General features: G+C 67.2%; 17 protein-coding genes and 1 tRNA gene. 8 read left to right on the top strand and 10 right to left on the bottom strand.

Features of this window, described 5'->3' with window-relative positions:
* Positions 1-21 precede the first annotated feature (21 nt).
* Positions 22-333 carry a hypothetical protein gene (locus BTO20_RS13880; protein ID WP_087082056.1) on the bottom strand — a complete coding sequence of 104 codons (312 nt, stop codon included), beginning with the start codon at positions 331-333 and terminating at the stop codon, positions 22-24.
* Positions 334-447: 114 nt separating this feature from the next.
* Here BTO20_RS13880 and BTO20_RS13875 point away from each other — a divergent pair, with 114 nt between their 5' ends.
* Genes BTO20_RS13875 through BTO20_RS13865 form a run of 3 tightly spaced genes read left to right on the top strand, consistent with a single transcriptional unit; the run spans position 448 to position 2,794 of the window.
* On the top strand, positions 448-1,470 hold the full coding sequence (locus BTO20_RS13875) for a YncE family protein (RefSeq protein WP_198344512.1): 1,023 nt from the start codon (positions 448-450) through the stop codon (positions 1,468-1,470).
* A gap of 2 nt (positions 1,471-1,472) precedes the next feature.
* Entirely contained in the window at positions 1,473-1,733 is a 261-nt protein-coding gene (locus tag BTO20_RS13870) for a DUF5703 family protein (protein ID WP_029368317.1), read from the top strand.
* The gene (locus BTO20_RS13865; protein WP_198344511.1) at positions 1,733-2,794 is read left to right on the top strand and encodes a quinone-dependent dihydroorotate dehydrogenase; all 1,062 of its coding nucleotides are present in this window, start codon (positions 1,733-1,735) and stop codon (positions 2,792-2,794) included. The genes BTO20_RS13870 and BTO20_RS13865 overlap by 1 nt, the downstream gene beginning before the upstream one ends.
* A gap of 77 nt (positions 2,795-2,871) precedes the next feature.
* Here BTO20_RS13865 and BTO20_RS13860 read toward each other — a convergent pair whose 3' ends face one another.
* Together BTO20_RS13860 and BTO20_RS13855 are read right to left on the bottom strand one after the other, a co-directional pair.
* Positions 2,872-3,396, bottom strand: a complete 525-nt coding sequence (locus BTO20_RS13860; RefSeq protein ID WP_087076703.1) for a YbhB/YbcL family Raf kinase inhibitor-like protein — start codon at positions 3,394-3,396, stop codon at positions 2,872-2,874.
* A gap of 9 nt (positions 3,397-3,405) precedes the next feature.
* On the bottom strand, positions 3,406-4,749 hold the full coding sequence (locus BTO20_RS13855; RefSeq protein ID WP_087076701.1) for a M20/M25/M40 family metallo-hydrolase: 1,344 nt from the start codon (positions 4,747-4,749) through the stop codon (positions 3,406-3,408).
* Positions 4,750-4,866: 117 nt separating this feature from the next.
* Here BTO20_RS13855 and BTO20_RS13850 point away from each other — a divergent pair.
* A tRNA-Leu gene (locus BTO20_RS13850) sits at positions 4,867-4,952 on the top strand.
* Positions 4,953-5,077: 125 nt separating this feature from the next.
* On the opposite strand, the gene BTO20_RS13845 is transcribed toward BTO20_RS13850, so the two are convergent.
* The 3 genes from BTO20_RS13845 to BTO20_RS13835 all read right to left on the bottom strand — a co-directional run bounded on the left by BTO20_RS13845 (position 5,078) and on the right by BTO20_RS13835 (position 6,890).
* Positions 5,078-5,587 carry a YkgB family protein gene (locus tag BTO20_RS13845; RefSeq protein WP_087076699.1) on the bottom strand — a complete coding sequence of 170 codons (510 nt, stop codon included), beginning with the start codon at positions 5,585-5,587 and terminating at the stop codon, positions 5,078-5,080.
* Positions 5,588-5,636: 49 nt separating this feature from the next.
* The gene (locus BTO20_RS13840; protein WP_087076697.1) at positions 5,637-6,284 is read right to left on the bottom strand and encodes a nitroreductase family protein; all 648 of its coding nucleotides are present in this window, start codon (positions 6,282-6,284) and stop codon (positions 5,637-5,639) included.
* 66 nt (positions 6,285-6,350) lie between these two features.
* On the bottom strand, positions 6,351-6,890 hold the full coding sequence (locus tag BTO20_RS13835; protein ID WP_087076695.1) for a carboxymuconolactone decarboxylase family protein: 540 nt from the start codon (positions 6,888-6,890) through the stop codon (positions 6,351-6,353).
* Positions 6,891-6,994: 104 nt separating this feature from the next.
* On the opposite strand from BTO20_RS13835, the gene BTO20_RS13830 reads away from it, so the two are divergent.
* The gene (locus BTO20_RS13830; RefSeq protein WP_198344376.1) at positions 6,995-7,627 is read left to right on the top strand and encodes a TetR/AcrR family transcriptional regulator; all 633 of its coding nucleotides are present in this window, start codon (positions 6,995-6,997) and stop codon (positions 7,625-7,627) included.
* A 97-nt stretch (positions 7,628-7,724) separates the two neighbouring features.
* Here the strand turns inward: BTO20_RS13830 and BTO20_RS13825 are convergent, their stop codons facing one another.
* From BTO20_RS13825 to BTO20_RS13815, 3 genes are all read right to left on the bottom strand, one after another.
* Positions 7,725-10,181, bottom strand: a complete 2,457-nt coding sequence (locus tag BTO20_RS13825) for a hypothetical protein (protein WP_087076693.1) — start codon at positions 10,179-10,181, stop codon at positions 7,725-7,727.
* 230 nt (positions 10,182-10,411) lie between these two features.
* A complete protein-coding gene (locus tag BTO20_RS13820) occupies positions 10,412-11,776 on the bottom strand; it encodes an alpha/beta fold hydrolase (RefSeq protein ID WP_087076691.1) in 1,365 nt (454 codons plus the stop codon).
* 17 nt (positions 11,777-11,793) lie between these two features.
* A complete protein-coding gene (locus tag BTO20_RS13815) occupies positions 11,794-13,632 on the bottom strand; it encodes a S8 family peptidase (protein WP_087076689.1) in 1,839 nt (612 codons plus the stop codon).
* 424 nt (positions 13,633-14,056) lie between these two features.
* Between BTO20_RS13815 and BTO20_RS13810 the strand changes: the two genes are divergently transcribed.
* From BTO20_RS13810 to BTO20_RS13800, 3 genes are all read left to right on the top strand, one after another.
* Positions 14,057-15,871, top strand: a complete 1,815-nt coding sequence (locus BTO20_RS13810) for a peroxidase family protein (RefSeq protein ID WP_087076687.1) — start codon at positions 14,057-14,059, stop codon at positions 15,869-15,871.
* Complete coding sequence (locus tag BTO20_RS13805; protein WP_087082052.1) at positions 15,868-16,968, top strand: catalase family protein; 1,101 nt, start codon at positions 15,868-15,870, stop codon at positions 16,966-16,968. Before BTO20_RS13810 ends, BTO20_RS13805 begins: the two co-directional genes overlap by 4 nt.
* 119 nt (positions 16,969-17,087) lie before the next feature.
* On the top strand, positions 17,088-19,688 hold the full coding sequence (locus BTO20_RS13800; RefSeq protein ID WP_087076685.1) for a LuxR C-terminal-related transcriptional regulator: 2,601 nt from the start codon (positions 17,088-17,090) through the stop codon (positions 19,686-19,688).
* Positions 19,689-19,691: 3 nt separating this feature from the next.
* Here BTO20_RS13800 and BTO20_RS13795 read toward each other — a convergent pair whose 3' ends face one another.
* On the bottom strand, positions 19,692-23,747 hold the full coding sequence (locus tag BTO20_RS13795) for a bifunctional nitrate reductase/sulfite reductase flavoprotein subunit alpha (RefSeq protein ID WP_087076683.1): 4,056 nt from the start codon (positions 23,745-23,747) through the stop codon (positions 19,692-19,694).
* Between the last annotated feature and the right edge of the window lie 136 nt (positions 23,748-23,883).

Below are 23,883 nucleotides of genomic sequence, written 5' to 3'. Positions count from 1 at the left end.
GACCGTACCGTGAGGGTTCGGTCAGCGTCCGAGTCGCGGTACCGGCTGCGCGTCGGCGACCGCGTCACGCACCGTCGCCGACAAGCTGCGCTCGTCGGTCAGATCGATATCGGTCAGTTTGCGGGTGGCGAGCGCCACCACGTCTTCTTCGGCGGGCACCGGTCCGGACAAGCGCGGCCGATACACCTCGATGATCAGCTGCCCGCGTTCGATGTGGAAGGAGAAAGTACGGCCGTCACCGACCTGGCCAAATCCACTGGCGTGGACACCCGTGGAAATGTCCTCGATAGCAAACTCCTGGTACCCCGGTTCCCGGTCTGCGGCGAGGGTCATGCTTCGCACCATACTCTTGCTTATGCAAGGACGTGCGCCAGACGCGTCCAAATACCCTCGGTGGCCGTGCATAGACTGGTCGGTCAACCATCCGCCCCGAACGAGAGCCATCCGTTGCGCCTAATCCCTGCAGGTCAGCCGATTCGTGCTGGCGTGGCAGCACTGGCACTGCTGCTCGCGCCGGGTTGTTCGTCGAACCCGGCCGACGCTCCGCCACCGACCATCGAACCCGCCCAGGCCGCGGTTTCACCTCCAGTCACCGGCGTCCCCGACGGCGAAGTCCGCCCGGTCGGCGGCCGTGCGCAGTCCGCGGTGTTCGATCCAGCAACGGCCAGCCTGGCCGTGCTCGGACCGGGGCCCGACGGGCAGTCGATGGTCACCCTCGTGGCCGGAACCCAGCCGCCGCGCACGGTGCTGCTGCCCGCGACGGCATCGACGATGGCCGGCGACAGCCGCGGCGGGCTCGTCCTTGCGACCCGGGGCGGGTACTTCCGCGTCGACATCGCAGCGGGCAAGGCGACCAAAATCACGGTCGCGGGTGAGCAGGACACCGATTTCACCGCGATCACGTTGCGAACGGACGGTAAAGCGGTACTCGGCAGCGCCGACGGCGCGGTCTACACCCTGAATTCCCCCGATACCGTCGGCGCCAAACTCAAGATTTTCGCGAGAGTGGATGAGCTTGCCACTCAGGGGAATACCACGGTGGTGTTGGATCGCGGCCAGACCTCGGTGACCGAGGTCGACGTCACTGGCACCAAGGCCGAGCAGGCGCTGCGAGCCGGCGACGGCGCCACCACCATGGCCGTCGATCCGCACGGTCGGGTCCTGGTCGCCGATACCCGCGGCGACGAGCTGCTGGTGTTCAGCACCGACCCGCTGATCATGCGTCAGCGCTACCCGGTGCGGGCCGCGCCGTACGGGCTGGTCGGCACATCGCGGCTGGCATGGGTGTCACAGACCGCCGACAACACAGTCATTGGTTACGATCTTGACACCGGCATTCCCGTCGAAAAGGTGCGTTATCGAACCGTGCAGCAACCCAACTCCCTGGCCTATGACGACAAGTCCGGCACGCTCTATGTGGTGTCCGGCTCGGGAGCGGGCGTGCAGGTGATCCCGCACGCGGGGGGATGACCATGACGTCGATACAACGCGGCAGGATGCCGGCGGGGTGGGACGCCGAGGGGCTCTCCGACGAGTACGAGTGGGTGCCGCTGCGGCTGCCACCCGACGTGACCAGGCTCAGCGCCTCCATCCGGCTGTCCATAGAAGCGGAATACCGCGGCTGGGAACTGACCCGGGTGCGGGCCTATACAGACGGGAGTCGACGGGTGCTGTTGCGCCGCAGGAAGACCGCCGCCACCACGCCGGGCACACCGGATCAGCCGACGCCGTGATCTACAGCGCGCTGCGGCGGGCACTGTTCCTGGTGCCGCCCGAACGGATCCATGTCTGGGTGTTCGCGCTGTTGCGCGTCGCCTCGGGCCCGGCGGCGTTTCGGCGCGCGTTGACCCGCTGGTTGGCGCCTTCTGATCCGGTGCTGGCCAGCACGGTGTTCGGAGTCCGGTTCCCCGGCCCGATGGGCCTCGCCGCCGGGTTCGACAAGGACGGCTGCGGACTGGCCACCTGGGGTGCGCTGGGTTTCGGGTACGCCGAGGTGGGCACCGTGACCGCGGCGGCCCAGCCGGGCAATCCGCAGCCGCGCCTGTTCCGCCTTCCCGAGGACCGCGCACTGCTCAACCGCATGGGCTTCAACAACGAGGGTGCCGGCGCGTTGGCCATGCGCCTGTCACAGCACTCCCCCGACGTGCCGATCGGGGTGAACATCGGCAAGACGAAAGTGACCCCGGCCGAGCGCGCGGTCGAGGATTACGCGCAGAGCGCTCGACAGCTGGGCAACCTGGCCGCCTACGTGGTGGTCAACGTCAGCTCCCCCAACACTCCCGGACTGCGCGACCTGCAGGCGGTGGCCTCGTTGCGACCGATCCTGGCTGCGGTCAAGGCCGAGACCACCAAGCCGGTGCTGGTCAAGATCGCCCCCGACCTCTCCGATGCCGATATCGATGAAATCGCCGATCTGGCAGTTGAATTGGGCCTCGCCGGAATCGTGGCGACCAACACCACGATCTCGCGTGACGGGTTGGCGACCGCCGGCGTCGACGACCTCGGGACGGGCGGCATCTCCGGGCCGCCGGTGGCCCGGCGTTCAGCCGAGGTGCTGCGCCGGCTGTATCGCCGCGTGGGCGACAAGCTGGTGTTGATCAGCGTGGGCGGGATCGAGACCGCCGACGACGCCTGGGACCGGATCACCTCCGGGGCCACGCTGTTGCAGGGCTACACCGGCTTCATCTACGGCGGCGGTTTGTGGGCCAAGCAGATTCACGACGGCATCGCCGAACGCCTGCACGCGGGCGGGTTCGCGTCGCTCACCGACGCGGTGGGCTCAGCCGCACGCTGAGGCGCCGCGAGCGTGCGTGGACTGTTGCCCAAACACGGAGTGTCGGGCAACAGACCCGCACGCTCGCGGTGCTGGGGCTACTTCTGCTCGTAGGTGCCGTGGATGACGGCGCGCGCGATGGCCTGGCCGAACAGGTTGAAGCCGAGGTACGCCGGGGTGGCGCCGTCGGGCAGCTCAAGAGCCTCGACGGGCAGCGCGTGCACGGCGACGTAGTAGCGGTGCGGGCCGTGTCCGGCAGGCGGGGCCGCGCCGAGGAAGCGCTTGAGGCCCGCGTCGTTGGTGAGAGTGACCGCGCCACCGGGCAACGGGCCGCCGTTACCGGCATCGGCAGGCAGGGACGTGACGCTCACGGGCAGGTCGGCGACCGCCCAGTGCCAGAAGCCCGACCCGGTCGGTGCGTCGGGGTCGTACATCGTCACCGCGAAGCTCTTGGTCTCTGCCGGGAATCCCGACCAGCTCAGCTGCGGCGACACATCGGAACCGCCCGCGCCCATGATGCCGCTGACCTGGTCGTTGCCCAGCGGCTGCCCGTCGGTCACCGACTCCGAGGTCAGCGTGAAGGTCGGCAGCTGTGGCAGGTTGTCGTACGGGGAATTGCTCATGGTGCCCTTTCAGCAGTGCGTCAAGAAATGTTCTAGGACCTTCGCGCCGAACTGTAATGCGTCGACGGGTACCCGCTCGTCCACCCCGTGGAACAGCGCAGCGAAGTCCAGCTCCGGCGGCAGCTTCAGCGGGGCGAACCCGAAGCAGCGAATGCCCAACCGCTGCAATGATTTTGCGTCCGTGCCGCCGGAAAGCATGTACGGCACGATGCGCGCGTCGGGATCCACCGCCAGCAGTGCGGCATTCATCGCATCGACCAGATCGCCGTCGAAGGTGGTCTGGTACGACGGCAGGTCACGCTCCCAGCTGCGGGTGACGTCCGGACCGATGAGCTCGTCGATCTCCCGCTCGAACGCCGCCTTGCGGCCGGGCAGCACACGGCAGTCCACGACCGCCTCGGCCGTCGCCGGGATGACGTTGGCCTTGTAGCCGGCCTTGAGCATCGTCGGGTTGGCCGTGTCGCGCAGCGTGGCCGACACGATGCGCGCCACCCCGCCGAGCTTCTCGATCGCCAGGTCGAGGTCCGGAGAGTCGACGTCGAACTCGTAGCCCGTCTCCTCCGAGACCGCGGCCAGGAACTGCTCCACCGCCTCGTTGAGGACCAACGGGAAGCGATGCCGACCCAGGCGGTCGACCGCGCCCGCGATCGCCGTCACGGCGTTGTCGTCATGCACCATCGAGCCGTGCCCGGCCCGGCCCCGGGCCGTCAACCGCATCCAGGACAGCCCCTTCTCGGCGGTCTCGATGAGGTAGAGGCGCCGCTCACCACCGTCCTTGCGGGGAACGGTCAGGGAGAATCCACCGACCTCGCCGATCGCCTCGGTGACCCCGGCGAACAGGTCGGGCCGGTTGTCCACCAGCCAGTTCGCGCCGTACGTGCCGCCGTGTTCCTCGTCGGAGAGGAACGCGAACACCAGATCGCGCGGCGGCACGATGCCGGCCCGCTTGAAGTGCCGGGCCACCGCGATCATCATCCCGACCATGTCTTTCATGTCGACCGCGCCACGGCCCCAGACGTAACCGTCTTTGATCGCACCCGAGAACGGGTGCACGCTCCAGTCCGCGGGCTCGGCGGGCACCACGTCGAGGTGCCCGTGGATCATCAGCGCGCCGCGCTGCGGGTCCGCACCGGGCAGGCGCGCGAACACGTTGCCCCGGCCGGGCGCACCGGCTTCGACGTATTCGGTGGTGTAGCCGACCTCCCGAAGCCGGTCGGCGACCCACTCGGCACAGTCGGCCTCGCCTTTGGTCGTGGCGGGGTCGCCGGTGTTGGAGGTATCGAACCTGATCAGAGCGCTGACGATGTCGACCACTTCGTCAACGCTGCCCACGGGGTCAGTCACAGTCACCATTCGTACCACTGCAGGCACCATCGCGCGGCAGGCCGACACGGCAGGCTCGCACCCACCGGTTTGGGACCTGGGCCCTCAATCCGTTAGCCTTAGGCGCCCAACCGATGAGGTTGGCAAGTCCGAGTGGCGGAATGGCAGACGCGCTAGCTTGAGGTGCTAGTGCCCTATTAACGGGCGTGGGGGTTCAAGTCCCCCCTCGGACACAATTTTTGCGGCAACACCAGATACAGAAAGCCCCGGCCGGAGCCGGGGCTTTTCCGTTTCGCGAGCCGGTTGCGCTCAGCTCCCTGCAGCCGGCTGAGCTGAGCGCCCCCTGTCGACAGTGAATTCACTGCGGCGGCGCAGCGCGGTGAGCGATCGCCTCCATGGCGTCGGCGAGGGTAAAAATCGACGCCCCCAACAGCACGATGTCCTTGATCAGAAATTGACCCGTCATGGACAGGAAGGGAAAGCCTCCGGCCGACGCTTCGCCCACTCCCGGTGTCGTGATCACGAACGACAGCGTGCTGACGAAAAGCACTATCGCCAACACACTTCCGGCCAGCGACACCCGCGGATACCAGGGCTTCACCACCAGCAGGACAGCAGTGACTATCTCCACGACGCCGAGGATCGACGAAAACGTCGTCACGCTGAACACGCTGTAGAGCCAACCCATGAAGGGGCTGTTGGCGACCAGCGGCTGAATATTGAGTGCCTCGTACGAGCAGAATTTGAATATTCCGATCCAGCCGATGACGATGGCCAGCCCGTAGCGGACGAGAATATTCGCCAGCCCACGGACTGCGGGCGCATTGTTTTGGCATGCGACGCTCAGCGCGTCGGTTCTGGTGGACATTTTTCGATACCTTTCGGGTTCCAGATGAACTGAATGTGGGTGATGTGGTTCAGGCGAAGGTGAAGAGCCGATCGTGGTCGAATCGCGAAATCGGGTTGGTGTATGCCTTGGCGGTGTCCGGGTAGCCGAGGGCCAGCAGCACCGTCGTGGTGTATCCGGTTTCTCGGATCTTGAATGCCTTGTCGACGCTGGCCGGGTCGAAACCTTCCAGCGGCGTCGCGTCGAAGCCGAGCTCGGCGGCCGCCATCATGGTCATGCCCAGCGCCAGGTAGGCCTGCTTCTCCATCCAGTGAGTCAGGTCCTTGTAGCCGTAGGTGCGGAGATTGACGAAGTCGCGTGTCATCGACTCCCACAGCGACTGCTTCGCCGGGTCGGGGAACCGGCCATCGGTCTTCTCTTTGCCGAACACCTCATCGAGGTGGCTGCCGGGCAGGTCGGCCCTGGTGGTGAAGATCAAGACGTGCGAGGCGTCGCGGATCTTGCCGCCGTTGTCGAGGAAGCGTTCGCCGAGATTGTCTGCGAGCCGCTCCTTTGCCTCCGGCGTGCCGAGCACGTAGTAACGGCTGGCCTGTACGTTCACCGACGACGGCGTCGAGCGCAGGAACCGCAGCAGCTGCTGCAGGGAGTCCGCCGGGATGGTCTTGCTGGAGTCGAAATATCTCGTGAGGTGCTTGCTCATCAGGTTGTCGAGGTTCATGTGAATTCGCTTTCTTCGCAATATGTTTGGGTGGGGACGGTGAATGTCGTATGCGCGAGTAGCCGGTTACGCCGCTGCGCCGGCGGCCGGGATATCGATGACGGTCTGGTTGACGTTGTTGATGTAGTTGGTCAGCAATGTCTGGACGGCGACAGTGACGATCGCCAGGATTTGCGAGTCGGTGTACCCGGCGCCCCGCACGGCGGCCAGGTCGGCATCGCCGACCTTTCCGCGTGTTTCGACCACCTGCTGAGCGAAGCGAGCAACGGCGGCCCGCTTGGGGTCGATTGAGTTACCGGACCGCGCCAGGTCGATGTCGTCGCTCGACATGCCGCCGAGGTGGGCCGACACATACGAGTGCACTGCCAGGCAGTACTCGCAGCCGTTGGCTTCGGACACCGCCAGTGCGATGGTGTGCCTGGTCTTGGCGTCCAGGACCCGTCCCAGGCTGCCCTGCAGACCCATGACGACATCCAGGACGGTCGGATTGGACGCGAGCATCGCGAACATGTTCGGGACGAAGCCGAACTGTTTGCCGACGGTGTCCAGGACGCTCTGCGCGTCGGCGGTGACGTCTTCGGAAGCGGGTGTGCTCAGACGGGACATGCGGATCGACCTCCAGGAGATGTGGATGAATTTTTTGGGCTGCTTAGCCCACTTCCCGACTTAACACCCCGCAATAGTGGGCTGTCAAGCCCAATTTTGGTAGCATGGCGATCATGACCGGCAGAACGGCAGTCCAAGAGCCCCGCAAGCTCACGAAAAAGGGGGAGGCAACGCGGGCGCGCATCCTCGAGCACGCCGCGGAGCTCATCCACACCAACGGCGTCGCCGCGACGAACAACGAGCAGCTCCGCCGCGTCACAGGCATCAGCGGGTCGCAGCTCAATCACTATTTCCCGACCAAGGAAAGCCTGGTCGTGGCCGTGATCGAATGGCAGGCCGAGCGCGTCCTGCACTTCTATGGCGGTGACCAATTCGCCGGCTTCGACAACATCGACGCACTCCGAGCCTGGGTGGACTACTACGTCACCCACGAGAGCGCCTACCGCGACGGCTGCACTCTCGGATCCTTGGCGAGCCAGATCATCAAGTCAGACCTGCAGGTTCACGATGAGCTGGCTCGAGTATTCGATCAGTGGCGGGACATCTTCCGCGACGGACTGCAGCGGATGCAGAGCCTCGGCCGGATCAACCCCGACGCGAATCCCACCCAGCTGGCCGATCTCCTGCTGTCGGCATTCCAGGGCGGCATGGTCCTCACCCAGGTGCAGCAGGATGTCACCCCACTCAAGAACGCCCTCAACGCAGCCATCGACCACGTGCAGACGTTCGCGGCATAGTCCGTGGCGACGGGCAGGTTTCGGCCACCGACCCGGCAGACACTGACTCTGCGTCCACGGCGCAGAAGCGCGAGTAGCCGACGCCCTCACCACAGAGTCAACGGCGGGGCTTGGGCGGCGGCCGCAGCCGGTTCGGCTCAGCCCCGGGCGGCGCAGGGAGCAGCGGCGGGGGTGGTAACGGTCCGGGCACCGGCATGACGTTCCCGCCCGGCACGGCGGTCGCGGGATCGAGAACTGCCTTGTTGTACAGAAACTGCTGATACTCCGCGGCGCCAGGACCGGTCCAGGGTGGGTCTTTGAAACTCGCGACGCGCATGGTGCCGTCGTCGACCCGATAGCGCGTCCAGAACGGGCGTTCGGCCCCGGGAACGAACCCATATTCGGTCTCGAACCGGATTTTCGAGACCGGGTCCTGCCAGGCGATCGCAGACTTGACCGGAGTTCGGGACCGCAGTGCAAGGGTGTCCCCGGTGACGAGATCGAAGTCGGCCATCGAGGGCAGCCGATCGAAAGCGAGCCCCCGGTTCGGGTGGTAGTGGATTTCCAGGTGCCATTCGGCGGGGTCACCGTTGCGGAAGTTCTCCTTGAGCATCTGCCACGACCGGCCTTCGACAAATGAATGCCCGCCTTGAACCGCGACACATTCGCCGGTGGCCGTATCGCGGAAGATCGCTGCCTCACGCGACGGGTCGTCGCTGATCATCGCTTCGAAGCTCCGTTTGGCGCCGGCGTTGTCGAGACCGTACTCGACCAGTCCGGCCGGATCGGTGATGGTTCCGGGCTGTTCCGGAGTCGCCTTGTCCCGCAACCAATCATCGAAGCGTTTGCCCCGATCCGGATTGTCCTTGTCGCGGGAGGCCTTCTTCCAGATCTCATAGTCGGCCTGAAGTTTTTCCGGGTCGGCGACGGCCAGATCGGCCAGGCTGACCTCGTTCGGTTTATCCCGGCTGGCCGTGACGATGAGATCCTTGAGTGCCGGGTCCTTGATCTTGTCCAGTGCGGCCTTGAGATCGGTGGCCATGGATTCGGCGTCGCCCATCGCGGTCGCGACGATCTGTGCGCCCAATCCTGGCTTCTCACTTGCCGATTCCACCGCGAGGTGCAATTTCTTCTGTGCCGCAAGCACTTCGGCTGCTCCGGCGCCCCTGGCCACCTTGGCGATGGCCGCAGCGGCACGCGCCTCCTTGTAGGCGGCGCCGACAGCCTTGAACACGGCGATGGCACCCTCGAGAGCCTTGACCTCCGCGACCCCTTCGAGCAGGCCGAAGGCGAGCGCGGCCCCCAAGGAGAACAGCGACGGATCGGTCTGGGATATCGCCTCGGCCTTGTCCATCGCGGTACCCGATGCCGCTTCCTCCCAGAAGAAGTCCTGGAACGCGCCGTAGACGTCGACCGCACCCATCACCATGCCGATACCGCCTGCGACGAGTCCGACACCCGGGATGAGTGAGGCCAGCAGAAGTCCCGTGCCGATGGCCGTCTTGAGCTTGCCGTCGAACTCGGCGTCTTCGTTGATACCCCGGATCTTGTCGTCGATCGCCGCACTGGGTAATGAACCGGCGCCGATCGCCATCTTCCGCTTTGTGCCGTCACGCAGCGAGGGGTTGGTCCAGAACTTCTTGATCTTGTCGTCGTCGTTCATGTTGCTCTTGACGTACGCGATGTTCGCCAGCTTGTCGGCGATGTCGTGACGAATCTTCTCCTGCGCATCCATCAGCGCCGTCGTGGCAGCCTGACCGGTCGAACCGGGCTGCGCGAACTGGGCGTTGGATGCGAGCTCGGCAAGCTTCGTGTCGTCGCGTTCGAACGAAGACAGGATCGGATAGTCGCTGCACTGCTTCTGCCGCAGGGCGTGGTACTCCTTGACCGCAGGTTCCAGCGTCGTCGGCCGAACCATCTCTCCGAGAAACGGCCCCATCTTGGCATTCGCGTCCTTGGCCTTCTTCAGCTTCTGCTTGCCGTCGACGAGGGCTTTCGCAGCCCGCATCATCCCGCGGATCTCTTCGCTCCACGGCATCGACGCGAAGATTGCGGCTTGGCCGGCAGTCATTGGAGTGGGGTTGAGGATCGACTCCTGGTTGGGAAATCCGTATCGCTTGCCCTCAGCGAGAAGACGACTCTCGCTGGAGTCGAGCATGCTGCTGACGGTGCCCAGCAGGTCCTGCTGAAACTGCTTCTGCGCCAACGTCACACCGTCGTCGACGCCCCGCTGACCTTGCTCGGCGTTGGTGGCCATCGTCGGCTCGACACTGACTGTCTGGCCCTTCGTAGGGTCGTCGTATTTGTGGACGTTGGCGCCGGGCGTGCCCTTCATATCTGCGACGAACTCCGCCTGCCATGTGCGCTCGGCCACGAGTCCGTTGCGTCCTGCCATATCGGTCAGAAGTTTGTTCATCGCTTTCGCATCGACACTGACGATGTCGTTGCCGTAGCGGTAATTGCCGGGTGCGAGCGGCGGACCGTCGACGAGTGCGAGGCGCTGGAGGTGAGGCAAGGTGAGGACAGCCTGGTTTCCGGCGAGGCGTTGGAGGGCGACGAGGGCGGGAGCACCCACGGCGGAGACCTTCGGTGCGGCGTCGCTTCTGATCGCGGGCAGCGGGGTGTGCGACGGGCGAGGCCGATCGTGGCTGCGCTGAGGCTCGGGTCGTGCCCTTGATACGGACATATCGCCACTCCCTACGACGGCGCCTCCCCATTGTGTTGAGGGCGAGGGATACGCCGCAAGGACAACGACCGATGACTGCCCCTTCGGACCTACGGCGAGATCGGATCACACGCAGTGATTCACGGCTTGTTCAAGCCACCCGCGAATGCGGTCACCCAGCTCAGTTCCGAATGGAAGATGTCGCTGTGCGCGCCCGACGGGCCGGCGTCGGCGTTCACGACTGCCGAGGCGTCCAGGTTGAACAGCTGACGCGGCTGGAACCGGTACGGCACTCCGTCGTCGCCGAGCGGCTGGGTCACCGCGCGGTAGGCACCCAGCGAGCCCATGGCCCGCCACCGGAACAGCGGATCGTCCAACCCTGCCGCGTCGTCGCCCGCAGCAGCCGAAGCGAGCGGATAGAACGTGCTCAGCGCCCGGTCGTAGCGGGAGAAGCAGACGGTCACGGGACCGTCGACGCGGTTCTGGCAGCCCGCCAGCGCGCCGGAAGCCTGCCGGAACGGCAACCGGTCGGCGAAGGCAAACCGCGAGTACGCCGCCTCCATCAACGTGACTGCCTTCACGGGCGAGGGTTTGCGGTCCCGCATCCCGGCCAGCGCGTAGGACACCAGACGGCCACCGAAGCTGTGCCCGACAAGATGGAACCGCAACGCCGGATACTCGTCTGCCAACCGGTCGATGGCCGGGCCAAGCCCGTTGCGGCCGACCACGCCTGCACGGTTCTTCATCTGCCAGTAGCTGAGCTGCCGCAGCGCCTCTTTCGCGCCCTGCCATACCTTCTCGGCGAGACCGCCCAGCCCGGCCGCTCCACCGCCGCCATCGCCGAACGTGGCGCCTGCGTCGGCGAGCCGGTCACCGAACTTGGTGAACACGTCGACCGGACTGCGCTGCGGGTCGAGCATTCCGGGAGTACCCGGGGCCAGCATCGCGGCGGGATCCGCTTCGCCGTCGCTGAATCCGGTGTCGGTGTGGGCGTTGAACGCGCGCATCGCGGCGAACATCTGGGTGGCGCCCACCGCGGTGGGCGGCTGGGCCAGCAGGCCGGCGATCACATCGAGATCTTCGCTGCCGCCCGGGAACATCTCCTTGAGGTCGGCGAGTTGAGCGGCGTCGAGGGTTGGCGGCCCGGCCGGGAAGGTCGGGGCCTGCGCGAGCGCGACGGCGCCTGCGGCGTCGTCGGTCTGTTCGTCGGCGAAGTCGGGGATCGGCTCGTCGCGCCACAGCTGCGATGGCCACCGGAGCCCGACGAACCCGACGGTGTACGACGGATCCAGTTGTTGCGCCAGCAGTTTGAACCAGCGCTCGTAAAGTGATGTCGCCGCGGCCTCGTCGTTGTTCCAGCCATGCGAGAAGATCACCAGGTCGGTCAGCGCACTCTCCCGGATGCCCTCGGTCAGCGCGGCCGATGTCGCCGGATCGATGTCACCGTCGGCGTCGAACACCAGTCGAAACAGCGGCCTGCCGTCGATGCTCTCGATGTTGCCCATGGGTTTTTCCTTTCACCTCATACCGATTGCAGTGCGCGCAGCAGATCGACCAGACCGCTGCCCTCGAAGGCCGGATCGCGGCCGAGTGAGGTCGCCGATTCGACGAAAATGCGCTTGATGTCGTCGGGCTTGCCGATGAGTTCGCGCTGGACCGACAGGAACGCCGCGATGGCGCCGGACACGTGCGGGGCGGCCATGCTGGTGCCGCTGGCCTCGACGTACAGCGCCACCCCGTCGGCGATCGGCGCCTCGGTCTGCTGCTGGACGCTGATCCGGTTCTTGCCCGCGGCGGCCGAGGTGATCCGCTCCCCCGGCGCCACCAGATCCGGCTTGCGCCGTCCGTCCCCGGTGGGCCCTTTGGATGAGAAGTACGAAACCCCGTAGGTGTGCGGAGCGTCGCGATGCGTGGCCCCGACGGTGATGGCCCGTTCGGCGTTGCCCGGATCGTTGATCGTCATGTCGGCGCTGAATTTGGTGACGTCACTGGCGAAGAGCGGGTTCAGCGACACGTAACCGGTGTTGCCCGACGCCACCACGACCACGACACCCGAGCGCACGGTCTTGTCGACCTCCAGGCAGAGCGGGCTCTGGCCGCAGGCGAACCACTCGGCGGCGAATTCGTAACCCAGACTGAGATTGACCCCGTGGATGCGCGGCATCCGCTCGCTCTGCGCGTTGACCTCGCGGACGTAGTCCAGCGCGCGCATCACGCGACTCACGCGTGACGTCTGATCGCCGGGACCGAGGACCTTGAGGCTGACCAGCTTTGCCCGAGGGGCCATCCCGGCGAGCTTGCTGACGTCGGTCACCGTGCGCTGCTGCAGGATCGGATCGTCCCCGTCCGGCGCGCCGACGTTGAAGCGTTTCTCGGCGACGTAGACGTCCTCGGGCTTGAACCCCACCAGGCCGCCGGCGATGATGCCGGCGACGTGCGTGCCGTGCCCGTCGTCGTCGATCAGGGCGGAGGCGACCTGCTCACCGGCGGTGAAGTCGCGGTGCAGGTCGGCCACCGCAGGATCGGACAGGGTCTGATGCCCGATGAAGTGCGGGTGGTCTGCCGCGACGCCGGAATCGACCACTGCCCAGACGATTCCGTCGCCGAAGCTGTCGAACGCGCGTTGCGCGGGAATGGCCTTGATGGTTGCGGAGGATGCGTCGATGAGGGGTTGGGTGTCGAAGTCGGGCCAGATCCGGTAGACGGCCCGGGCCGGCCAGCGCTGTGGCACCGCGTCGGCGGATACCAACCCCTCGATCTGGCCGGTGGTCAGGTCCCCCACCAGGTACTGCCCGGCGACGGGCACCGGCACGCCCGTCCCGTCGACCAGCCGCCACAGGTCGCGCACCCGTTGCATCGCCGCGGCGGTGCCGTCGGCGTACCGCAGGTTCAGCTCGATCATCACCGGCCACAACGCATCCCGCGCCTGGGCGGCGTCCCCGCCGGGCGGGACGACGAACTTCGCCCGCAGCGGCGGGGTGATCACCCCGGCCAGTAGCGCGTCGCGGCCCGGCCCGGCGGTGGGCGCCGCGGGTGCGGCTGCGAGCGCACGTTCGTCGGTGGCCAACGCCGACGCGCAGGCATCGTCGACGCCGCGTCGACCCGGAGCCGTCAACTGCACCGCCTGGGCGGTCGAGGCGACGACACCGGCTCCGAGCAGTTGGTCGACGGCCCGGTCGACCTCACCGTGCCAGCGCGGGCTTCCGTCGACGCAGGGTCGGTCGTGCGCGGTGAACCGGGAGGCGAAGCGCGCGGCGACCGCCTCGCGGATGTGCTGCGGGTCGGCAGGCATCTCGAGGCGGTCCAGGTGGCCGAGCGCGCAATGCACCCGATCGGGCCATGGATCGTCGGCTGTGGTCACCGCACTACCTCTGGCATCGCACCGGTCTCAATCCGACAGGTGCCGGTCGTGGTCCCAGCGCTCAAGCCAGCGCTGCAGGTCGTACACGCCGAGCACCGCCGTGATCAACAGCAACACCGGCAGTGCGGCAAGCCAGGCCATCATGATCGAGCCGATTCTCGGTCGGTCGAGGTCACAGACATCTCGGACATCTCCGATACTCCCCTCAGCAAGTTCTGTTGCCGATACCAGGAAACGTACCACCCGGTGGATATGTCTGACACGAGTGGCGCACTACTCCAGTTCGAACAGCACTACCCCATTGCTCACGCAAGTAGTCGCGCTGTGCCACTGGCGACTGGCTCGGTTCGAGTAGCGCACTACTCGTGCCTTTCCCCGGCTGCTACGGCAACATTCCTGGCGTGCGCGGATGGGGAGACGGAATATGGTGACCACGGCTCGACGCCCGAACTGGTTGGCCAGCATCGCCGCCCGGTTCGCCCAGCGGGTGGATCAGACCATCGGCTGGTTCCGGCTGCCGACGGTGCTGGGCCTGGGTGTGCTCATCGGCCTGCGCCACCAGTTGCGCACCCAGAACCTCTTCGATGCGGGCCCGGTGCCCGATCCGGGCGATGACGGTCCGTCTGCTTATCTCGTCGCCCGCACGCGCAGCGGCAGGCACAACGATCTGGGCAGCCCCCAGATGGGAGCGTTGGGTTGCCGGTTCGGGCGCAATGTCCCGCCCGCCCATCAGCATCCGGAGAGCGAGACGCACCTGCTGGAACCCAACCCTCGGCTGATCAGCCGCACGCTGTTGGCGCGGACCGAGTTTCAGCCCGCCACCACACTCAACGTGCTGGCCGCCGCGTGGATCCAGTTCGAGGTGCACGACTGGTTCAGCCACGGCACCGTCACCACGCAACCGTGGGTGGTGCCGTTGGCCGACGACGACCCGTGGCCGCAGCGGCCCATGCGAGTCGACCGGACCACGCCGGACCCTCATCCCGATCCGACCGGCCCCGCGACGTTCACCACGCAGGAGACGCACTGGTGGGACTCGTCGCAGATCTACGGCACCACACCGGCATTCGCGGACGCGCTGCGGTGCCCCGAGACCGGGCGACTGCGCATCGACGACGCGGGCCTGCCGCCGCCCGATGTGGAGGCCACGGTGGATCTGACCGGTACCGCGGCCAACTTCTGGGTCGGGCTGGCGCTGCTGCATTCGTTGTTCATGCGCGAGCACAACGCGATCCGCGACCGGCTCGCCGCGGCCTACCCGCAGCTGTCGGCGCAGCAGCTCTACGACAAGGCCCGGTTGGTCAATGCCGCGCTGATGGCCAAGATCCACACCGTCGACTGGACCCCGGCGATCATCGCGCACCCGACCACGGTCGCGGCCATGCGGGCCAACTGGTTCGGGCTGCTCGGCGAAGGGTTCGCGCGCCGCTTCGGCCGGTTGAGCAGCAGCGTGCTGCTGCACGGGATCCCCGGTTCGCCGACCAACCACCACGGCATCCCGTACTCGCTCACCGAAGAGTTCGTCGCGGTGTACCGGATGCATCCGTTGGTCCCCGACACGTACACCTTCCGCTCGGCCACCGACGACCACGTGCTCTCGGTACACGAACTGCCGGACCTGACCGTCGAGAACGTCCGGGCCCGGCTCGCCGAGACGTCGATGACCGACCTGCTGTACTCGTTCGGCCGCGCCAATCCCGGTGCCCTCAACCTGCACAACTATCCACACCACCTGCAGCATCTGCAGCACATAGACGGTGAGCTCCTCGATCTGGCCACCATCGATCTCATTCGATCGCGGGAGCGAGGGGTCCCGCGATACAACGAGTTTCGACGGTTGTTCCGGCTCAGGCCGGCGGCCAGTTTCGAGGAGCTCACCGGCGAGACCACCCTGGCGGCCGAGCTGCGGGAGGTCTACGACGACATCGAGTCGGTGGACCTCATGATCGGCCTCTACGCCGAGCCGAAGCCACCCGGTTTCGGCTTCAGCGACACCGCGTTTCGGGTGTTCATCCTGATGGCGTCGCGACGGCTGGAAAGCGACCGGTTCTTCACCGACAGTTTCCGCAAGGAGATCTACACCGAGGTCGGGATGGACTGGATCCGGGACAACAACATGCGCAGTGTGCTGCTGCGCCACCACCGCGAACTCGAACCTGCGCTCGAAGGCGTGCGCAATCCGTTCACACCATGGAACCCGGCCGGCGCCGCATCGCCGAGAAAGGCCACGCCACGATGACCGCTGTCGACGAGTCGATGTTCGTCCGGTACCGCGACGATCTCGAACAGCCCAGGCCCGACGAAGCCGAGGACATCGCCAAGATCGTCGAAGCGCTGCACAAGAACAATGTGCGGGCGTACAAGAAGTTCAAGCACGGGTTGCGCGATGCGCACGCCAAGAGCCACGCGATCCTGCGCGGCGAGCTGACCGTGTACCCGGATCTGCCGCCGTCCTTGGCACAGGGATTGTTCGCCGCGCCGCGCACGTATCCGGTGATCGCCCGGCTGTCGACCACGTCGGGTGTGCTACGCAGCGACCGGGTGCGCGGCGTACGCGGCCTGGCCGTCAAAGTGCTTGGCGTGCAGGGCCCGCGGGCCCGGGCCGGCGACGACGCCACCACCCAGGACTTCATCATGGTGACCCACCGGGAGTTCCTCTTCGCCGACGCCCACGACTATCTGGTCAAAGGCATGCCGACAGCCACCCTGCTGGCCCGGCTGCCCGACGGCGTGCTGGCCGTCGGCAGCGACATCCTGGCCGGGCTCAAGCGGATCGGCCTGCCGATTCCCGCCAACGTGGCGGTATTCGTCGCCGAGAACCGGCCTATCCTCGGCGAAACGTTCTACTCCTCGGCACCGATCCGCTACGGCGACTACGTGGCGAAGCTCCGCTACGCTCCGCTCTCAGACGAAGTGAAAGCCCTTGAGACCCAGCTACTTCCGAAAGACGCCGATCAGGACGCGCACCGCGACCTGATCATGGATTTCCTGGCCGCCCACAGCGCCGAATACGAGCTCAGTGTCCAGCTCTGCACCGACCCGAAGACCATGCCGATCGAGGACGCCACGGTGGCCTGGCCCGAGGAGGCCTCACCGCACCGCCCGGTCGCGAAAATCGTCTTCGGCCCGCAAAACCCGGCCGGTCCGCAACGCCGCGCGTTCGGTGACGACGTGCTGTCGTTCAACTCGTGGCGGGGCCTGGCCGCGCACCGCCCCCTCGGCTCGATCAACCGGCTGAAAAAGGATGTGTACGACGCCTCCTCGATCTACCGGCACGAGGTGAACCGGGCGCCCAGCCTGGAACCGACCGACATCGCCCAACTGCCGGATTCCTGATCCGCAAACACCGAAACCTTGGTCCCATGCCCGCGACCCAGCGCCAACAGCCGAAGTGGCACATCTCGGATACCGCCCACGGCAGCGGTATCCGCCACCGGCACTTAGACTGTGCGTCCATGCCAGGGTATTGGCAGATGCTGGACCGGCCGACGGAACACGCGGCCATCCGCTCTGCGCTCAGCAGCACGGACAGTTGCGGCGTCGTGCTCGTGGGGGCCGCCGGTGTCGGCAAGACCACCCTGGCGCGCACCGTCACGTCTTCGATGGACACGAAGGTGCACTGGACCGCGTGCACCGAGTCCTCCCGCAGCATTCCGCTGGGCGCCTTCGCGTCCTGGGTGCGGCCATCGGCCTCCCGCGACCCGATCGCACTGCTCGGGTCCGCGCGCGAATCCCTTGTCGCCGAGGGCGACACCATCGTCGGCATCGACGACGCGCATCTGCTGGACCAGCTGTCGGCGACGCTGCTGCACCAGATCGCCGTCGAGCGCGCCGGCCGGGTGGTGGCCACCGTGCGCACCGGCGAGCCGGTACCCGACGCAGTCACCTCACTGTGGAAAGACGGCTATCTGGAACGCCTCGAACTGCGCCCGTTCAGCAAGGAACAGAGCATCGCGCTCATCGAGACCGTGCTGGGCGGCACGCTGGAGGGCCTCAGCGCCGACGTGATGTGGGAGTCCTCCGGCGGCAACCCCCTGTTCCTGCGCAACATGGTCGAAGGTGCCGTGGACGCCGGGACACTCACCGAGGTCAACGGGGTCTGGCAGTTCCGCGGTCCCACCGTCATCCCGTCCGGGCTCGCCGAGCTGCTCGACGAGCGCCTGGCCCACGCGGGCACCGATGTGCTGCATGCGCTGAAACTGCTGTCGCTGTGCGAACCGCTGGACATCGACGCGCTGGCCGAACTCGCCGGCGAGGACGCCGTCGACGGCGCCGAGATGCGCGGCCTGATCCGTATCACCGAGGACGACCGGCAGGTCAATGCCCGGTTCAGCCATCCGCTGTTCGGCGAGGTGGTCCGCAGGCGCGTGGGCACCGCGTCGGCCCGCAAGCTGCGCGGCAACATCGTCGGTATCCTGCGGCAGCGCGAACTCGATTCGGCCGCAAGCAGAATCCGGCTGGCCCAGCTGTGCGTCGACAGCGATCAGTCCGCCGACGCCGACCTGTTGATCACCGCGGCCAAGGATGCGGTGTTCCTGTCCAACCTTCCGCTCGGTGAACGGCTGGCCCGCGCCGCGTTCGACCGGGGCGGCGGACTGCCCGCGGCCGAGCTGCTGTCCCGGGCGCTGCTGTGGCAGGGCCACCCCGCCCAGGCCGACAACGTGCTGGCCCGGTTCTCCCCCGACGAGCTCGACGAGCTGCAACTCGTGCAGTGGGGCATCCCCCGGCTGTCCATCCTGTTCTGGTCCATGGGCGATGTCGCCCGGGCCGAGCGGCTGCTGGAGCTGCTGCGCTCCCGCGTCACCCACCCCAGCCTGCGGCTCGTGGTGGAAGCCACCGGATCGGCGATGGCCGTGCACGAGAACAAGGTCACCACCGGGCTGGCCGCCGCCGAACAGGTGCTGGCCGACCCGGCAGCACCCAAACAAGCTGTGGACTTCGCTGCGCTGGGCGCGGGGCTGGCCATGCCGGTGGCGGGCCGGGGCACCGCATTCGAACCGATCGCCGCGCGCTGCCGGGCCGAGCGCAAGTCCACCGACGGCATGATCCGGTTGATGGTCCACTACGGTGACGTGCTCGCGCTGACCCACCTCGGTGAGCTCGACCTGGCCGAGCAGCGGGCCGCTGAGTACGCCGAATTCTCCACTGCCGGACAGTTTGTGGGCTGGGCGATCGCGAAGATGATGACCGGCCTGGTGGCCACCTACCGCGGCCAGTTCCGCGACGCGATCACCGTGCTGGAACAGGCGCTGGCGGCCTTGAACGCGGAATCGTCGCTGCCGTGGCAGCTGGTCGGCCGGCTGTTGCTGGCCCGCGCGTACGCCGCGGTGGGCAACCCCGAGCAGGCCGAACGCGTGCTCGAGGATGCGACGGAGCACTCGGGTCCCCATATGGCGCTGCACGATCCGCAATGGACCATCGCCAAGGCCTGGGTGGCCGCCGCCAAGGGTGGGCACCGCTCGGCCATCGACCTGGCCCGCGCCGCCGCCGACGCCGCGCATTCGTCGGGCCAGTTCGCGATCGAGGCCGAAGCCCTGCACCACGCCGCGCGCTTCGGCGACCGCACGGTGACCCGACGCTTGGAGGCCCTCGCCGGCCGCATCGACGGATCACCCGCAGCCCTCTACGCCCGGCACGCGGCGGCGGTGGCCGCAGCCGATCCCGCCGAACTCGACGCGGTCTCCGAGGCATTCGAGCAGGCCGGCCTCAACCTGTCGGCCGCGGATGCCGCCGCGCAAGCCGTGCCGCTGCACGACCGGGCCGGCCAGCGCCGTCGCAGCACCGAATCGGCGGCCCACGCCCTGCATCTGGCCGCGCGCTGCGGTGGTGCGGCAACGCCTGCCATCCGGTCGGCGGCCCGGCCGCTGCCGGTGACCGCCCGGGAACGCGAGATCGCCGGGCTGGTCGCCGGGGGCCTGTCCAACCGCGACATCGCCGAGCGGCTCACCGTGTCGGTGCGCACCGTCGAGGGTCACATCTACCGGGCCTGCATCAAGCTCGGCGTGGCCGACCGCGACCAGCTCGCCAAGATCGTGTGGAGCGATCTGGGCCAGTAGCGCTCAATACACGTCGCGCACATACCGCTTGTCGGCGACCAGTTCCCGCTTGTAGTCATGCGCGGCCTCGTCCGACATGCCGCCGTGAGTGCGGATGATCGTGCTCAGCACCGTATCGACGTCCCTGGCCATCCGGGTGGCGTCCCCACACACATAGAAGTGGGCGCCGTCCTGCAGCCACCGCCACACCTCGGCGCCGCGCTCGAGCATCCTGTGCTGCACGTAGACCCGCCGCGCCTGATCCCGAGAGAACGCCAGGTCGAGCCGGGTGAGCAGGCCGTCGTGCGCCATCGCCTCGAAATCATCACGGTAGTAATAGTTCTCGTCGCGGTGCTGGTCACCGAAGAACAACCAGTTGCGTCCGCGGTGGCCCAGGGCCCGGCGCTCCTGCAGGAAGCCGCGGAACGGTGCGACACCGGTGCCCGGACCCACCATGATCATCGGGGTGTCGGCCTCGGGCGGCGGCCGGAAATGCGGTGAGCGTTGCAGGAAAACCGCGGCCGCAGCGGCCCGGTCGGCCAGGAAGGTCGAGCACACCCCGCTGCGACCGGTCCCGTCGGCACCGCGATACCGGACCACTGACACCGTCAACTGCACCTCGTGCGGGCTGACCAGTGGGCTCGACGATATCGAATAGCTGCGGGGGGTGAGCCGAACCAGGACGTCCTGCCACTGTTCGGGAGTGGCGCGGGTGGCGAACTCGGTGACGACGTCGAGCCCGTTGCGGTTGGCCAGCCAGGTGTCGAGCCGATCGCGGGATCCCTTGAGCACCTTGGCCGCCGAGCGGTCAGCAGCCGACTCCGCGACGAAGGCCAGCAGGTTCGGGGTGACGCGGCAGATGTCGTAGGACGTGATCAATGCGTCGCGCAACGACTGCTCGCTGCCGTCGACCTCGACGACCGCATCGGGATTCAGCGCGGTGGCCGCCAGCCAGGCGTCCACCACCGCCGGGTCGTTACTGGCGTAGACCCCGAGTGAGTCGCCCGCGGCGTAACTGACGTCATAGTCGGAGATGTCGAAACCGAACTGCCTGACCTCTTTCTGTGAGGTCGGCGCGGTCAGCACCGTGTTGCGGGCCAACGTCGCCAGAATCGGCTTGGCCCTGGTGAATTCGTCGGGTTCGGTGCGGATGATGGTGCGGGCGCCACCCTGGTGTCGCATGGCGGGACCGCTCGCGGGCGCGTCGCTCTCACCGGCGATCAGCGCGGCGACGGTGTCGGCCCAGCGCTGCATGGGCTCGTCGTCGTAGGCCTCGCACTCGGTGCGGTCGAGCAACCGGGTGGCACCCAGGTCGGCCAACCGCTGGTCCAGAGATCTGGCGTGGCCACAGAAGCTGTCGTAGGCGCGGTCACCGATACCCAGTACCGCATAACGGATTCCGGCGAGATTCGGCGCGTCCGAAGCTTGCAGCCTGCTCCAGAAATCGGAACCGTTGTCGGGCGGGCCACCGTCACCGAAGGTGCTGGTGATCACCAACACGTCGCGTACGGGCGCGAGGTCGGACAATGCCAGATCGTCCATGCCGACCAGTTCGGCGCCGGCCAGCCGGCCGGCCAACTGCGCCGCGAACTCTTCGGCGGTGCCGGTCTGGGAAGCCCACAGCACCAACGGCCCCGACGGACCCGACGGTGCGACCGGCGCGCTCGACACACCGGCACGCGAATAACGTCCGGCCAGGACCCCGTCGACCCACAATCGCACCGTGGTACTGACCGGTGCCGCTTCCGGCAGCACCGGCACCCCGGCGGGCGGGTCGCCGAGTCCGGTGAAAAACCCTGACAGATAGACCTTCTCGGGTTCAGACAGGCTGGGCCGGGTCAGCGCGGTCAGGCCGATCTCCGCGGCGACCGGATGCGCCGGCGCGGCGCTCGCCACCGACAGCACCGGCCGCAGGCTCACGGCACACGCTTTGAACTCGGGCTGCAGTGAGTCCGGGTCGACGGCGTCGTTGGTCAGCGCGTTGATGGTCAGGTATTCCCCGTGCTCGTCGTTCCAGTGAAACGGCACAAAGCAATTGCCGGGGCGAACCCGGTCGGTGAGCACCGCGGGCAGCACCGCCCGGCCCCGCCGCGAGGACAATTCGACCGACGCGTCTTCGACGATGCCGAGCCGCTGCGCGTCGACCGGGTGAATCTCCACGAAGGGACCCGGATTGAGCTTGTTGAGCTTGGCGACCTTGCCGGTCTTGGTCATGGTGTGCCACTGGTGCTGCAGCCTGCCGGTGTTGAGCACGAACGGATAATCGTCATCGGGCAATTCGGCCGGGTCGAGGTGCGGGCGGGCGTGGAACACCGCGCGCCGCGACGCCGTCGCGAAGGCCAACCGCGGGCGGTGGCCGTTCGCGTCGACGAACAGATCCTGGCTGACGCCGTCGTTGAGGTACCGGATGGGATGCCGGGCGTCCCCACCGGTCGGGGCGTCCGCCGGCGGGCACGGCCACTGCAGCGGTGCCTGCCGCAACCGGGCGTAGCTGGCTCCGCGCAGGTCGTATCCGGTCTTCGGGTTGGCGAACCCGCGGATCTCGTCGAAGATCTCTTCGGCGCTGCCGTAGTCGAACTGCTCGCCGAACCCCAGCGCAGCCGCGACGCCACAGATCAGCTGCCAGTCCGGCCTGGCGTCTCCCGCCGGGGGTAGGGACGCGGACAACAACGTCAAGTTGCGCTCGGAATTGACTGCGACACCTTCGGATTCGGCCCACAGCCCGGCGGGCAGCAGAATGTCGGCGTAGTGATTGGTGGCGGTGGACCGGTAGGCGTCCTGTGCGATCACCAGCTCGGCCGCCTCCAGACCGTTGATCACCGTCTTGCGGTTGGCCACGGTGGCAACGGGATTGGTGCAGATGATCCAGCACGCCTTGATGTGGCCCTCGGCCATCTCCTCGAACATACCGATCGTCCCGGGACCCACCTCGGAGCGGATGGTGCCCGGCTCAAGTCCCCATCGACCCTCCACGAAGGCTCGATCCTCTGCCGAGAAGACCGCGCGCTGACCGGGCAAACCCGGCCCCATGTAGCCCATTTCGCGGCCACCCATCGCGTTCGGCTGGCCGGTCAGCGACATCGGCCCGCTGCCCGGTCGGCAGATCGCGCCGGTTGCCAGATGCAGATTGCAGATGGCATTGGTGTTCCAGGTGCCGTGCGTGCTCTGGTTGAGCCCCATGGTCCAGCAGCTCATCCACTCCCCCGCCTCGGCGATCATCCGTGCGGCGGTACGGATGTCGGCTTCCGGTATGCCGGTGATCTCGGCCACCCGCGCGGGCGGGTAATCGGCCAGGAACTGCGGCATCGCCTCCCAGCCCTCGGTGTGCTCGGCGATGAAATCCTGATCGATCGCCCCGTCCGCCACGAGCAGGTGCAGTAGACCGTTGAGCAGGGCCACGTCGGTTCCCGGGTTGATCTGCAGGAACAGGTCGGCCTTCTCGGCGGTGGCGGTGCGGCGCGGGTCCACCACGATGAGCTTGGCTCCGGCCTTGAGCCGATCGGCCATCCGCAGGAACAGGATCGGGTGGCAATCGGCCATGTTCGAACCGATCACGAAAAAGAGGTCCGCGCAGTCGAAGTCGGCGTAGGAGCCCGGAGGTCCGTCGGCGCCCAGCGATTGCTTGAAACCCGTTCCCGCACTCGCCATGCACAACCGGGAGTTCGATTCCAGGTGGCGCGTACGCAGATAACCCTTGGCGAGCTTGGTGGCCAGGTACTGCGCTTCCAGCGACAGCTGCCCCGACACGTACAACGCGACAGCATCCGGACCGTGCTCGTCGACGATGGCGCGCAACCTGCGGCCGGCCTCGGCGATCGCGTCGTCGACCGGGGTCGGCACCAGTTCATCGTCGCGGGTGGAACGCAGCATCGCCGACCGGAGCCGGTCGTCGGCGGCGGCCATCATCTCGGCGTGCATGAGGCCTTTGGTGCACAACCGGCCGAAGTTCGCCGGGTGCAGTTTGTCCCCGGACACCCGGGCGATCACCCTGCGGTCACCCTCGACTCTGGTGGTGACCTCGATACCGCAGCCGACACCACAGTACGAACACGCGGTTCGGGTGGATGTGCCATCTGCCATGCGGCCATGATCAGCCGCGCCTGTTCCGGTAACTTTCCCCGCACGTTATCGCGACGAAAACTGGTCCTCACCGGGCCCGGCGGGCCACGGTGAGGACCGTTTGCCCAGTTCAACGGCCGATGGGCAGCCGATCAGC

It is taken from the genome of Mycobacterium dioxanotrophicus (assembly GCF_002157835.1).
Taxonomy (GTDB): domain Bacteria; phylum Actinomycetota; class Actinomycetes; order Mycobacteriales; family Mycobacteriaceae; genus Mycobacterium; species Mycobacterium dioxanotrophicus.
This window is presented reverse-complemented; position numbering and strand designations above follow the sequence as displayed.

Coding starts and splice junctions, on each gene's coding strand:
- BTO20_RS13805 (WP_087082052.1), top strand. CDS start 15,868: ATGACCGCTGTCGACGAGTCGATGTTCGTCCGGTACCGCGACGATCTC.
- BTO20_RS13880 (WP_087082056.1), bottom strand. CDS start 333: ATGACCCTCGCCGCAGACCGGGAACCGGGGTACCAGGAGTTTGCTATC.
- BTO20_RS13830 (WP_198344376.1), top strand. CDS start 6,995: ATGGCGATCATGACCGGCAGAACGGCAGTCCAAGAGCCCCGCAAGCTC.
- BTO20_RS13855 (WP_087076701.1), bottom strand. CDS start 4,749: ATGGTGACTGTGACTGACCCCGTGGGCAGCGTTGACGAAGTGGTCGAC.
- BTO20_RS13870 (WP_029368317.1), top strand. CDS start 1,473: ATGACGTCGATACAACGCGGCAGGATGCCGGCGGGGTGGGACGCCGAG.
- BTO20_RS13795 (WP_087076683.1), bottom strand. CDS start 23,747: ATGGCAGATGGCACATCCACCCGAACCGCGTGTTCGTACTGTGGTGTC.
- BTO20_RS13800 (WP_087076685.1), top strand. CDS start 17,088: ATGCCAGGGTATTGGCAGATGCTGGACCGGCCGACGGAACACGCGGCC.
- BTO20_RS13845 (WP_087076699.1), bottom strand. CDS start 5,587: ATGTCCACCAGAACCGACGCGCTGAGCGTCGCATGCCAAAACAATGCG.
- BTO20_RS13820 (WP_087076691.1), bottom strand. CDS start 11,776: ATGGGCAACATCGAGAGCATCGACGGCAGGCCGCTGTTTCGACTGGTG.
- BTO20_RS13840 (WP_087076697.1), bottom strand. CDS start 6,284: ATGAACCTCGACAACCTGATGAGCAAGCACCTCACGAGATATTTCGAC.
- BTO20_RS13860 (WP_087076703.1), bottom strand. CDS start 3,396: ATGAGCAATTCCCCGTACGACAACCTGCCACAGCTGCCGACCTTCACG.
- BTO20_RS13810 (WP_087076687.1), top strand. CDS start 14,057: ATGGTGACCACGGCTCGACGCCCGAACTGGTTGGCCAGCATCGCCGCC.
- BTO20_RS13835 (WP_087076695.1), bottom strand. CDS start 6,890: ATGTCCCGTCTGAGCACACCCGCTTCCGAAGACGTCACCGCCGACGCG.